Annotated in this window: 10 protein-coding genes; 2 read left to right on the top strand and 8 right to left on the bottom strand. The window is 56.7% G+C overall.

Annotated elements, in window-relative coordinates; translation table 11 throughout:
• Positions 1–117: 117 nt before the first annotated feature.
• Together ACOTXD_RS17920 and ACOTXD_RS17915 are read left to right on the top strand one after the other, a co-directional pair.
• Complete coding sequence (locus tag ACOTXD_RS17920; protein ID WP_061856871.1) at positions 118–981, top strand: YicC/YloC family endoribonuclease; 864 nt, start codon at positions 118–120, stop codon at positions 979–981.
• Positions 982–1,189: 208 nt separating this feature from the next.
• Complete coding sequence (locus tag ACOTXD_RS17915; protein ID WP_015570045.1) at positions 1,190–1,807, top strand: trimeric intracellular cation channel family protein; 618 nt, start codon at positions 1,190–1,192, stop codon at positions 1,805–1,807.
• A gap of 26 nt (positions 1,808–1,833) precedes the next feature.
• On the opposite strand, the gene etk is transcribed toward ACOTXD_RS17915, so the two are convergent.
• From etk to ligB, 8 genes are all read right to left on the bottom strand, one after another.
• Positions 1,834–4,011 (bottom strand): tyrosine-protein kinase, encoded by a 2,178-nt coding sequence (etk, locus tag ACOTXD_RS17910; RefSeq protein ID WP_061856872.1) that lies wholly within the window; start codon positions 4,009–4,011, stop codon positions 1,834–1,836.
• Positions 4,012–4,033: 22 nt separating this feature from the next.
• Complete coding sequence (locus ACOTXD_RS17905) at positions 4,034–4,477, bottom strand: protein-tyrosine-phosphatase (RefSeq protein ID WP_015570047.1); 444 nt, start codon at positions 4,475–4,477, stop codon at positions 4,034–4,036.
• Complete coding sequence (locus tag ACOTXD_RS17900) at positions 4,465–5,598, bottom strand: polysaccharide export protein (protein WP_032646765.1); 1,134 nt, start codon at positions 5,596–5,598, stop codon at positions 4,465–4,467. Before ACOTXD_RS17900 ends, ACOTXD_RS17905 begins: the two co-directional genes overlap by 13 nt.
• Positions 5,599–5,641: 43 nt before the next feature.
• On the bottom strand, positions 5,642–7,735 hold the full coding sequence (locus tag ACOTXD_RS17895; protein WP_073970496.1) for a YjbH domain-containing protein: 2,094 nt from the start codon (positions 7,733–7,735) through the stop codon (positions 5,642–5,644).
• Positions 7,735–8,472, bottom strand: a complete 738-nt coding sequence (locus tag ACOTXD_RS17890) for a capsule biosynthesis GfcC family protein (protein WP_023323967.1) — start codon at positions 8,470–8,472, stop codon at positions 7,735–7,737. The genes ACOTXD_RS17895 and ACOTXD_RS17890 overlap by 1 nt, the downstream gene beginning before the upstream one ends.
• On the bottom strand, positions 8,469–9,113 hold the full coding sequence (locus ACOTXD_RS17885) for a YjbF family lipoprotein (protein ID WP_022650141.1): 645 nt from the start codon (positions 9,111–9,113) through the stop codon (positions 8,469–8,471). Before ACOTXD_RS17885 ends, ACOTXD_RS17890 begins: the two co-directional genes overlap by 4 nt.
• A gap of 115 nt (positions 9,114–9,228) precedes the next feature.
• Positions 9,229–9,525: a hypothetical protein gene (locus tag ACOTXD_RS17880; protein ID WP_061856874.1), complete on the bottom strand. Its 297-nt coding sequence runs from the start codon at positions 9,523–9,525 to the stop codon at positions 9,229–9,231.
• A 708-nt stretch (positions 9,526–10,233) separates the two neighbouring features.
• Complete coding sequence (ligB, locus tag ACOTXD_RS17875) at positions 10,234–11,904, bottom strand: NAD-dependent DNA ligase LigB (RefSeq protein ID WP_061856875.1); 1,671 nt, start codon at positions 11,902–11,904, stop codon at positions 10,234–10,236.
• Between the last annotated feature and the right edge of the window lie 177 nt (positions 11,905–12,081).

Here is a 12,081-nt window from a genome sequence, read left to right as displayed (position 1 = left end):
CTCCGGCTTGAAACGAATGTGGCTGCGCATTATACGGATAAAGGACGCTTATTCCTATCCTGAGAAGCCCCTGAAAGCTATAATCCCCCCATCTCTCCTTTAAAAACGGGAATGTCTATGATCCGCAGTATGACCGCCTACGCCCGGCGTGAAATCAAGGGTAGCTGGGGTAGCGCTACCTGGGAAATGCGCTCGGTAAACCAGCGCTATCTGGAAACGTATTTCCGTATGCCGGAACAGTTCCGCAGCCTGGAGCCTGTGGTGCGTGAGCGTATCCGTACGCGTCTGACCCGCGGGAAAGTGGAATGTAATTTGCGTTTTGAGCCTGATGCCAGTGCACAGGGCGAACTGATCCTGAACGAAAAGTTGGCAAAACAGCTGGTTAATGCGGCGAACTGGGTCAAAATGCAAAGCGATGAAGGCGAGATCAACCCGGTTGATATTCTGCGCTGGCCTGGCGTGATGGCCGCCGGAGAGCAGGATCTGGACGCGATTACCGCTGAGATCCTGGCTGCACTCGACGGCACGCTGGACGACTTTATCGTTGCCCGCGAAACCGAAGGCCAGGCGCTGAAAGCGATGATTGAGCAACGCCTTGAGGGCGTGAACGCCGAAGTCGCTAAAGTGCGCGCTCATATGCCAGAAGTGCTGCAATGGCAGCGTGAGCGTCTTGTCGCCAAACTGGAAGAGGCGGAAGTCCAGCTGGAAAACAACCGTCTGGAACAAGAGCTGGTGCTGATGGCGCAGCGTGTGGACGTGGCTGAAGAGCTGGATCGTCTGGAAGCGCACGTTAAAGAGACCTACAACATTCTGAAGAAGAAAGAAGCGGTAGGCCGCCGTCTCGACTTTATGATGCAGGAGTTCAATCGCGAGTCGAACACGCTGGCGTCTAAGTCTATCAATGCAGAGGTAACCAATTCAGCGATTGAACTGAAGGTCCTGATTGAGCAGATGCGCGAGCAGATCCAGAATATCGAGTAATTCCTTTCAGGGTGGTATTGCCTCGCATACCACCCATTACTTTTTCTAATCCTTTCTTAGCCCTACTTCCTTTCTATCCCGCCTTATATCAAGCCTGCCTGGCTTGCGTTGATAATTTTCTGTAGGGCAAACTCCCTCACCTTAGAAAATCTCAATCGTGATCTTCCGCACAAATCGCTAATCTCCTTCTCTTCATTCCGGAGGGTTTATGCTGCTTCACATTCTTTATCTTATTGGCATTACCGCAGAAGCCATGACCGGCGCGCTCGCTGCCGGACGTCGCCGTATGGACACCTTCGGCGTGATTATCATTGCCACAGCCACCGCGCTCGGCGGCGGGTCCGTACGCGATATCCTGCTTGGCCATTATCCGCTCGGCTGGGTAAAAAACCCTGAGTACGTCATTATCGTGGCAACGGCAGCCGTGCTAACCACGATTGTGGCCCCGGTGATGCCTCATCTGCGCCGCGTGTTCCTGGTGCTGGATGCGCTTGGGCTGATTGTTTTTTCCATCATTGGCGCACAAATCGCTCTCGATATGGGTGAAGGCCCGGTTATCGCCACCATTGCTGCCGTGATCACGGGCGTGTTTGGCGGGGTGCTGCGGGATATGTTCTGCAAACGTATCCCGCTGGTTTTCCAGAAGGAACTGTATGCCGGCATCTCCTTTGCCGCGGCAGTGCTTTATGTCGCCTTGCAGCACTATGTCACCAGCCACGATGTGGTGGTTATCTCCACCCTGCTGTTTGGCTTCACCGCGCGTATGCTGGCATTGCGCCTTAAGCTGGGCCTGCCCGTTTTTCATTACAAACACAATGCGCATTAATGTCAGAACGGGCAGGCGCCGGATAATCAGTTATTCGAGTAGTTGTAACCGTAGTGATGATAGCCGTAGCCGTAAGCGTTGCTTGCCCGCTTAACGACGCCGTTGAGAATCACTCCTTTGGTATTGACGCCACTCTGCTCCAGACGCTGTACACAGACCAGCATCTCCTTCACGCTGTTCATCCCGAAGCGGGCGACCAGCAGCGTGGTGCCTGCGCGACGGCCGACAACCGCCGCGTCGGTGACCGCCAGGATCGGTGGCGTATCGATAATCACCAGATCGTAGCGTTCATTCGCCCAGTCCAGCAGCTGCTGGAAACGCGTATGCATCAGAAGCTCCGCCGGATTAGGAGGGATCTGCCCGCGCACGATGGTATCGAACCCGCCTTTATCGAAGGTCTGAACGCCCTGGGTATACTCCGCCTTACCGGACAACATCTCCGACAAGCCGCAGGTATTGTCGAGCTTAAACAGATCATGGGCATACCCGCGACGCATATCCGCATCAATATAGAGCACTTTCTGGCCCGCCTGCGCCACGACGGCCGCCAGGGTACTGCTGACAAAGGTTTTACCGCTGTCAGGCGTGGCGCCAGAGATCATCAGTATATTGTTCGCTGACTCCATCATCGCGAAATGCAGGCTGGTGCGCAGGCCGCGAATCGCCTCCACGGAGAGATCGACCGGATTATCCGCCGCCAGGAAGGGGATATGTTTGGTCTTATGGCGCAGCCCTGGGGACATAAAGTCTTTTTTACGCAAACGCATCTTTTTAGCCAGCCATTCTGACAGCGGTACGGTGGCATAGACGTTAATCCCGTGCTCCTCCAGCTGCTCCGGCGTTTCAATGCCCATACGCAGCATACTGCGCGCCAGGATCCAGCCCGCAGAGACGAACAGACCCAGGAGAACCCCCAGAACGATGACCAGCGCTTTTTTCGGCTTGACTGGCTGCGGCCGGGTCACGGCCGGATCGATAATGCGGACGTTACCAATTGCGCTCGACCGGGCGATGCTCAGCTCCTGTTCGCGGTTAAGCAGCTGCTGGTAGATAACGCGTCCCGACTCCACATCACGGCTCAGGCGCAACACCTCCTGCTGAGTTGACGGCATGGACGATACCCGTTTATTCAGGCGGTTTTTTTCCTGCTCCAGCGTCTGGCGTTTCTCAATCAGCGCCCGGTAGGTGGGGTGATCTTTTTTGTAGAGCTGCGAAATTTCCGCTTCCCGGAAGGTCAGTTCATTGAGCTGATTGTCCGCATTCACAATCTGCTCCAGCACCGCTTTTGCCTCCAGGTTCAGGTCAACGGAGTCGTTTTGCTGGCGATAGCGGTTGAGCTTCTCCTCGGCCTGGTCCAGCTCGCTGCGCACCTGCGGAAGCTGCTGCTTCAAAAATTGCAGGCTTTTCGCATCCTGCGCCGCCTGGCGAGCCACGTTCTGTTGTAAATAGTTGTCGGCAATGCAGTTAAGCACGCGAGCCATCTCGTCGGGGTCTTCCCCCGTGATGGTCAGGCCAAGCATCCCGCTGTCCTTGCTGCGCTCGCTCACGGAAAAACGCAGCTGTAGCGCGTCAATGGCCTCCAGCTCACTCTGCTGTGTAATCGTAAATTGCGTACCCGGCTTCGCCTGGATATCGGCAATGGTAATGGCGATATTCGCCGCGCTCAGGGATTGTCCCACAACGCCCTGTAACGTCACATTATCGCCTTCCAGCTGATAGTGGCCCTTCTCGCCGACGGTCAGCGTCAGCTTTTGCGCCCGGCCCGCAACAGGGGGAAGATTGAGCATACGGATATCGACGATGCCAGGCTGTTGCCCGGTGAGCCGCGCCCAGCCGCGTCCGACAAGGGGAAAATAGTTTTCACTTACCTGCGTGCGCAGGTTCAGGTCATCAATCGTTTTACCGAGGATCATGCGCGACTGGAGAAGCTGAAGCTCCGGTGCCGACTCCGGCGAGGAGTCAGGGATGAACTCGCTAAGGTTACTGAGTAGCGCGTTGCCCTGCTTCTGTTCCACCTGTATCAGCGCATCGGCCTGATAAACCGGTGTGGCAAAGAGCGCATAAAGCAGGGCCACCAGCGTGAACAGCGCGGTAAGGATGAGAATGAATTTTCGGTGGTCGAGCAGCTCACCCAACAGGCGCACAAGATCGATCTCGTTATTCGCGGCAGACGCATCATGGGCGTGAAGGTTATTTGTTGACATAAAACGTAACTATCCCGTGTGATTAACTGAGCCGTTTCGCCCATTCCAGACTGGCCTGCTCCAGCAGCCCATAAACATATTCAAATGCGTCCCGGTTTTTACGGTAGGGGTCCGGGATCTCTTTTCTGCCCGTCCAGTGACCAAAGAGCATCATTTTGCCGCGCGCCTCCGGTGCGATAGCCGTGACCTGCTCGATATGTTCCAGCTCCATCGCCAGAATCAGATCGTAGTCGCGCACCATGGCGGGGGTGAGCCTGCGCGCCACGTGGCCCTCAAGCAGGGTGCCGCGTTCGGCGGCGATCTCTGTCGCCTGTGAATCGGCGGTGCGCCCTTCCAGGCCACACGTTCCCGCTGAATCGACCCGGGCAGCGGGAAGCAGCCGGCGCAGCAGCCGTTCCCCAATGGGGGAGCGGCAGATATTGCCGGTACAGATCACCAGGATGGCGTTAAACGTTAGTTTGGCCATGTTCTGATATATCTCCCTGTTTCAGTCAGGTCATGTACGCCGGTAATGGTCGGCACAAGCTGAGAGATCACGCGGTTCCAGCGCACCAGCGGCGCGGTGGTGACATAGACGATGTCGTAAGGCTCAAGCTGAAATTCGGTGCTCAACACCATCGCGGTGGCATCCCGGGCGTTAAGCTGGTAGACGTTGGCGATTTTGCCGTTCTGCTTGCCCTGCAACGGACGAATCACAAAGATTCCGGTGGCGTCGGCCATATCCTGATTCACGCCCTGTGCATTACCCAGCGCTTCCGCCAGCGTCATGCCGCTACGGTCCATCTTCAGGGTGCTCTGTTTACCCACCTCGCCCATGACAAACACTTTCAGGTCGTCATTACGGGGAATGAAGAGAATATCGCCCGGATAGAGGAGTTTGTTCTGGGTGAGATCGCCGCGCTGCATCAGCGCGTAGAGCGAAATGTGCGTGTCCTGGCCGTTGTGGGTCAGCACCACGTGCCGCCAGTCCGCCTCTGACGTCAGGCCGCCTGCCGCATTGATCGCATCCATTATCGTCAGCGGAATGTTGGTGATGGGCTGCTGGCCCGACTTAGCCACTTCGCCCGTCACGTAGGCTTTTTGCGAGCGGAACGCCGCGACGCTGACATCCACCTGCGGGCTCTCAATCACCGAGTCCAGCCGGGCGGCGATCTCATCGCGCACCTGGGCCAGCGTTTTGCCGACGACGCGAATTTTGCCGATATAGGGATAGAAGATCGTGCCATCGGCATTCACCCAGTTGCCCGTATCGCTGGCGCTACGGTACTGACCTGCGGGGGTGGTCAGCTCCGGGTGGTCCCAGACGGTAACCATCAGCACGTCGCCGACGCCGATGCGATATTGGTAGTTCTGGAGCTGGCGATCCAGTTCAGGATTCGCGCGGGAGTCGACTTTGCCAGGCAGCAACTGCTCCACCAGCCCCGGCGTGAGCGGATAGACGTTGACCATCTTATTCAGATCGTAATTGCTGTCAGGCAGATCGATAATATCTTTGCCCTGGGTGCTAAGTCCCTGGCCCGGTACGATAGTACAACCGCTTAACGCCATCATAGCCAACGCAAGCACGGAAAATTTAACGTTTTTCATTCAGGAAAATCATCTGGTTAAGTAATGCCTGTTTCATCCGGTACTACTGCCCTACCGGGGTTTCGCGTTCTGACGTCATGTCATAGAGCTGATATTTACGGCCTAACATCTGGCCGCCATCACGCGTGAGAGGCGTCCAAGAGACCACCGCCCGGTTGCGATTTGGGCCGATCGTCATCAGATCAAGCGGGATCGAGATGTAGAAGCCTTTGCTAAAGCCACCTTCGCCATAATCCTCTTTCGAGACGTTGGTCAGCGCCGCCCAGACGCCTACCGTCACGCCGCTGTCGAATCGCTTCGCGACGTCGAGGGTGGCGCCTTTATCCTTCGCCAGGTACTGCCCGACGCTCAGCTTCATTAGCACACTGTTGAGCTTCGCCGGGTTCCAGTAGGCGGTGATAAATCCGGTTGGCACGCTGTAGTCGGTGAAGCGCATCATGTCGTCCCAGTCGCGCTGCTTGACGTAATTCGCATCCACGCCCAGCGCCCAGTCGCTATCCAGCGGGCGCCAGAGCGCCTCTGCTCCCACGCCGCCGTACATGGTTTCGAGGTAGCCGCCATAAATCTGGGCATAGAAGCCGTTCCCCAGCGCATCGACATAGTTGGCTTGTAAGTTGTTGATGTAGACGTCATTGCTGACATAATCGCGAATATGGGTTCTGACGCGCGGCAGGCTGGAGTCAGCGGGAAGTAGCGAGGATTTGAACTTGTCGTAGTTGTTATAGAGGTTGGCGAACACGCCGCCGTCGAGCAGCAGACGATCGGTCAGCCAGTAGCTGGCGCTGGCCATCACCCCCACCTGGAACATATAGAAATCTTCCGGACCGCCCAGCGACTGCGCCAGCGTCGGTTTAACGCTGTAGCTGAAGCGATCGGCGCGAATACGGTAGCCACGCCCGAATGCTGTGGTATCCACAGGCTCGACGCGCTGCTGCCTGAGCGCCTCCTCCTGGCCGAGCGGCTGCCCCGCCAACTGTTTGCGCAGGCTGGCGACATCGGTTTGCGTCGTGACGAGCGGCAGATGATCACGCTGCTGGGTGATAGCGATCGTGTCGACCCCGTCGGGCAGGTTATTGATCAGAATACGGTTGGCACGATCCACCGCTTCGCGCGGATCGCGATAGCGATACTGTTCGCCGGTCATGTATAAGGTATTGCCGTGCTGAAGGATCTCCGGCGCATCGAAGCCTGCGTTGTACTTAAGCGCGGTGAGCTGGTTCGCCGCAGAGGTATAGTCCAGCGTCTCGCCTGCCGGTGCCGGTTGCCAGGCCGGTTTCGGGTTATCACGCAGCGCGGGGCGCAGGTCGTTAAAGTTGGTCCGCAGGGTGAAGCCAAACATCAGCGTATTGCCGCGCTCGTAGCTGAGGTTGAGATCGGCCCAGTCGGCAACGCGATAGACCGCCCCCACGTTAATATGGCTCGACTGCTTAATGGAGCCGGCAAAATCATCGGCATAATTGTTGCCGTCATACTCAAGCTTCAGGCGCAGGGGCTGCCAGGGCGTCTGATACTGGAGGCCGCCAAACAGAGACGCCGGACCACGAAACATATCGCTAAAGCTGATATCTCCGGCATCATGCGACTCGCCGCGGGTGCAATACTTATTGTTGTCATGGCAAAGCGGGTTACCCACGTTGTCGCTATTACCGGGATATCCCCAGGCTATTCCAAAGGTAAAATCGACCGGTCCGGCCATTTTACTGGCAACCAGATATTCACCATCGAACAGGCCGGTGCCTGCAATATCACGCTTGCCGAGCGCCACCTGCGGCAGGCTATAGTCCTCTTCCCACAGACGCACTTTAAAGTCGAACGACTTATCCTTGTAGCTTTGATCGCCGCTGAAATCCTCGTCGCTGCTGTATTTACGGGTGCGGACGTCGGTATAGCGAATTGTCCCTTCCAGCCACGGGAAGAGCACGACCGAAGAGGAGTAAAAACGGTACTGGTTGTTATCGCGGTAGTTGACGCTGAATTCCCCTTCCCGGCCAAAGCGCGCGTCGGGCATTTGCATCAGGCCGGTGCCGCCAAAATCGGACTGTGACGGTCCGATCGGATCGGGCCAGGTACGCAGCTCCGCGTGGCAGGCAGAAGAGATCGCCAGAGCAAGGCCGCTCAGTAAAAAAAGTTTGTTCATCAGTCAGGTATCCGCCGCGTCAGGAGCGCAACGATTTGCTCATTCAGACCGGTAAAATCGTCCGGTACCGCCCGGGGATCAAACCCCACCCACAGAACAGCGCCCGGCTCTGCTTCAATATGGCGTGCGTTCCAGTACGCCACCGGCGCAACAACCGTACTGCCGTCAGGATCGATAACGGTCACGTTATTCCTGTCGGCGCCGGCCAGCCGCAACTGCCCCTGTAAGTAGTCCCGGATGCTTGCGCCCGGTCGCCAGGCCCGTTTCCCCGGCGTGACGACCGCCCCCATCAGCGTGACGGTACGGGGCGCAGGAGAGAGCCACAGATCGTAACGGCCCTCAAGGGAGCGATCGCCGCGGGCGTCGGTACGCACGGCATCTGGGTCGAGGCTGACAAACTGCCGCCCGACGATCCGCAGGGAGCGGATCTGTGCAGCGACAGCGCGAATGGTCGCGATCCGCTCGTCATCGGCGCGATTCTGCCAGGCTGAAAGCGACGCCAGCACCTGCTGTTGCGTCTGTTGCGCGCGCAGCGTGGCGGAAGGGGTTGCGATGACAGCCCCCTGCCACCAGACGTTGTTCAGCTGCGGCTGGGTGACCAGCCGGGAGAGCGTATCAGCCGGTTCAGCAGACCACGTTTTGCCCGGCTGATGCACGGTAACGACACTTGCGCATAAGGCGGACAGGCTGAAGAGAGATAGCCCTACGCCAGGTAACCATTTTCTGAGTCTGTTCATGGGGCGGGCTTCAACATCGTCATGGCGACAGGGAATACGCCCGCGCCGAGCATCTGTTCGCTCTGGCGTACCTGGCCGGTAGCGGAATCAATCCAGAAGGTGTTATGCCAGCGACGATCGAGGCCGTCGGCCTGCACCGCCTCCTGCCAGACCTGACAACGTAGCGTGTTTCCGGCAAGGGTCAGGTTTTCCGTCCCGCTCAGGGAGAAGCGCGAGGTCAGGTGTGCGGAGCGATACCGCCCCTCTTCCTGCCAGCGCACATCACGCGACCACTGGCTGCCGTCGCGGAGCTGCGGCGTGTGGCGCAGCGGATCGTGCTCAAGATTGGTTACCTCAAGCAGGTTATAAGGAAGCTTGAGCGTGTGGATAAGGCGACCGTTATGCGTGACGATCATCGCATTATCCTGCGATAACCATTTACTGTTTCCCTGTTCGATGTATCCGAGAACCACCAGGATCCTCGGGCCATTATCCAGTCGCAGGTACATGGTTGAGTATGGGAGCGCCTGAATCTGCCCGTCCGTTACCGTCACATCCTGGCGCCCGTCCAGACTGGCGTTAAAGGTCTCAATAATGCTCTGCTGGCTCGGCGTACACCCCTGGATCAGCAGAGTCATGATGAGCAGAATAAACAGTCTCACCAGAAATCCTTGATTAAATAACATTGAAATCAATCAAATACCCGGCTTTGATATCGACGCCGGGTCAAGTCGTTGCGCTGTTCAGCGCAAGGCTATATCGCCTTGCGCACCAGCCTTAGCGGGTAACTGTCGTCGTGGAAGTACCATTGCTTGAGTCATCGCCACTGTCGCTTGCCGCGACAACGGCTAACGTCGCTACGCCGGCAATCGCAGCGGTGGTGACAACAGCGGTTGTCCCAATCGCCCCTGCCGCCAGTCCCCCCGTAGTGCCAGCGGTAGTTCCCACCGTTGCTCCGGTTGTTGTTCCGATTGTTGCTGCGCTGGTGCTACCTGCTTCGGTGGTAGCACCTATAGCAGGCAAGGCAGTCGCCAGCGTGAGTGCCGTCAGCACTGTACAAAGCGTCCTTTTCATTTTTGGTCCTCATTCAAATGAAGGAAAATATGAGCACCTGGAAACCAGGTCCCGGTTAACGGGCATAAAGCCCGGGGCTGAATTCCGGCCCGACAGGGACGGAAAATCATCCATGTAAAAGCCCTGGGCTCTGAACACCAGCGCATATAAACCGCCAGGATATATTTCGGTACCCTTAATTGCTTCAATTGGAGTTCAGATAGTTAACTCCCTCACGGGGTGCAAAAAGAAAGGAAAACGCAGAAGTGATGCAAAATGCACCCCAGCGGTAACTACCTTAAAAATTTTGGATAAGATAATTCTTATAATAATTTGACGCAATGATTTCCGGCAGAATAAATATGACCAATTGTTAACCAGAAAAAACTCAAAATATTATTAATTAAAAATTTAACCAAATGATATTAAAAGAAAAACCACGTCAAGCACACAGACTACATCACCTATAACGCCTTCATTACCGGCTAGTGTTCTCGATTAATAATGATTGAGATCAATTAAACCAACCTCTCGAGAAAAATAAAAACACAAGCAGAGCAAACCCTGAAATCAGGATCGGGAATAATATTTCCTCAAAATATATTTATCATGAATAATTCATTTATATTCATAATTATTGCGTATATAAACCGCGTCTCATAAATACGCTATTTCACGGCAGCGAAAATGTTTTCCTCCCTCGCCAGTCTGTTCAGGAGCGCACGCAGATTAAAATCCACCGATGTGCTCTGCGGCCAGCCACTTTGCCAGGGCATCAATCTGAGGCTGATGCAGCCAGTTTACGATCTGGCGGGCTTTCTCCTGCCCGACACCCGGTAGCATCCGCCACTCCGCTTCGCTTCGCTGAATCAGCGCCTGCCAGGTGCGATCCCCTGCCGCCTTGATCGTCGACCGGGCCAGTGGTATTCCCATCGCGGTGATCCAGCGGATAAAAGGACGCTCCCGCGCCAGGTTAAACTGATGCCACAGCGCAGCGCCATGCGATGCCGATATCCCCGGCGTCGCGGTGAGCTGCGCCTGCGTGAGCTGTAGCCAGGAGAAGAGGTGCTCAAACCGATGCGCCTGATAGAGGGTCCGCCATCCTGATTCGCCCATACCTTCGATATCTAACGCCTGCCTGGAACTTAGCCACGTCAGCCGGGCAAAAAATTGCTCCATGCACTCCGGGGAGGCATAGAAACAGGTTAAGCCGTTATAGCGCGATGAGGGCGGCTGTGGTTTACGGCGATCCACATTGCGCCACACCACGTTATCCAGCCGGGGAATACCTTGTCCCGCCAGGCTTACCAGCACCTGATCGCCGGGGGCAATATCCAGCCTCTGCCAGCGGTTAACTGACCCTAAGCTGACGCGCTGTACGCGTTTATCGTCGAGCATCAGCGGCTCAAGCTGCGCAATCGCGGTGATCCGCCCGGTACGGCCAACGGTAAAGTGAATCGCTTTGACTTCCGTCACCTGGGCCACAGGAAGGTATTTCCATGCGACGACCCAACTTCCTTCCCCCGGCAGCCACTCCTCGCCCGGCGGCTCTGCCGAGGCGCGGACCACGATGCCATCCGTGGCGAAGGGCAACGAAGCCTTAAACCAGGCCGTCCGCTGCGCTTCCACGTCAGCCGCGTTTTTAACCGGCAGGGTATAGCGCGCCGTCAGGGTAAAACCAGCCTCCGCCAGCGCGGAAAGGCGTGCTTTCATCACTTTTGGGCCGTTCGGCCAGGCCCAGATAAAAATGCCTGTCTGCTTCAGCGCTGCGCGATCGGTCGCGCGCATCATCGCCCCCGCTACCTTCGCACGCGCGTTCATCCCCCCCATCCGCTGCTGGATATGCCCCTCGCGCAGCAGAAAAAGTTCCCCCTGCAACACGCTGTTGGCAAGCGGCCCGGCCAGCGTTTGCGGAATAGCGGAGATCATTCGCGCCTGTGCCGTCCACTCTTCCCCCTGTAAGCCGTCGCCCCGGCTGATCGCCTGCGCCAGCTTGCCGTTTTTGTAGACCAGGGTGACCGCAACACCATCCACCTTTGGCTGTACCCAGAGATCCTGCTGCGTCGCCATCCAGCGGCTAAGCGCCTGCTTGCTTTCTACTTTATGCACGCCGGTATGGGCGAAGGGATGCTTCACCGTCCCGCTGGCGGCAGGGCGATCGTCGTGCAGCGGCTCATCGTGAAAACAGCGCTGCCACTGTTTTAAGCGGCCGTTAAGCCTGTCGTAAACGTCGTCGCTCACCTCGCTGCTGCCCTGCTTCCAGTAATCTTCATTCCAGCGGGTCAGCTGCGCCTTCAGGGCCGCGATCTCCTGCCCGGCTTTAGCCGGTGACCAGACCGGGCAGATAGCCATCGCCCCGCTGCTTAAGAAGATCATCAGTATGCTTATCCATTTCACCATTATTACCCCTCCCTGTTTTGCGAAGGGTATACCCTGCCCGGGAGCCGCAGACCAGCTGCAAAAATGCATTTTACGAGCGCGCTTCAGCGCATTGTTTTTGTTGCAGCAAAAGGAAGGTAAAAGCTGAAAACGGCACGCAAAATTTAATCATCCGGGGGAAAAAGTGTGACAAAGGCT

Origin of the sequence: Enterobacter cloacae complex sp. CDL013 (assembly GCF_049238805.1) — a bacterium.
Lineage (GTDB): Bacteria > Pseudomonadota > Gammaproteobacteria > Enterobacterales > Enterobacteriaceae > Enterobacter > Enterobacter hormaechei_C.
Note: the sequence above shows the minus strand (reverse complement) of the source record. Positions and strands in the feature narration are given on the sequence as shown.

Coding starts and splice junctions, on each gene's coding strand:
- ACOTXD_RS17905 (WP_015570047.1), bottom strand. CDS start 4,477: ATGGCCAAACTAACGTTTAACGCCATCCTGGTGATCTGTACCGGCAAT.
- ACOTXD_RS17920 (WP_061856871.1), top strand. CDS start 118: ATGATCCGCAGTATGACCGCCTACGCCCGGCGTGAAATCAAGGGTAGC.
- ACOTXD_RS17895 (WP_073970496.1), bottom strand. CDS start 7,735: ATGAACAAACTTTTTTTACTGAGCGGCCTTGCTCTGGCGATCTCTTCT.
- ACOTXD_RS17900 (WP_032646765.1), bottom strand. CDS start 5,598: ATGAAAAACGTTAAATTTTCCGTGCTTGCGTTGGCTATGATGGCGTTA.
- ligB (WP_061856875.1), bottom strand. CDS start 11,904: ATGGTGAAATGGATAAGCATACTGATGATCTTCTTAAGCAGCGGGGCG.
- ACOTXD_RS17915 (WP_015570045.1), top strand. CDS start 1,190: ATGCTGCTTCACATTCTTTATCTTATTGGCATTACCGCAGAAGCCATG.
- ACOTXD_RS17880 (WP_061856874.1), bottom strand. CDS start 9,525: ATGAAAAGGACGCTTTGTACAGTGCTGACGGCACTCACGCTGGCGACT.
- etk (WP_061856872.1), bottom strand. CDS start 4,011: ATGTCAACAAATAACCTTCACGCCCATGATGCGTCTGCCGCGAATAAC.
- ACOTXD_RS17890 (WP_023323967.1), bottom strand. CDS start 8,472: ATGAACAGACTCAGAAAATGGTTACCTGGCGTAGGGCTATCTCTCTTC.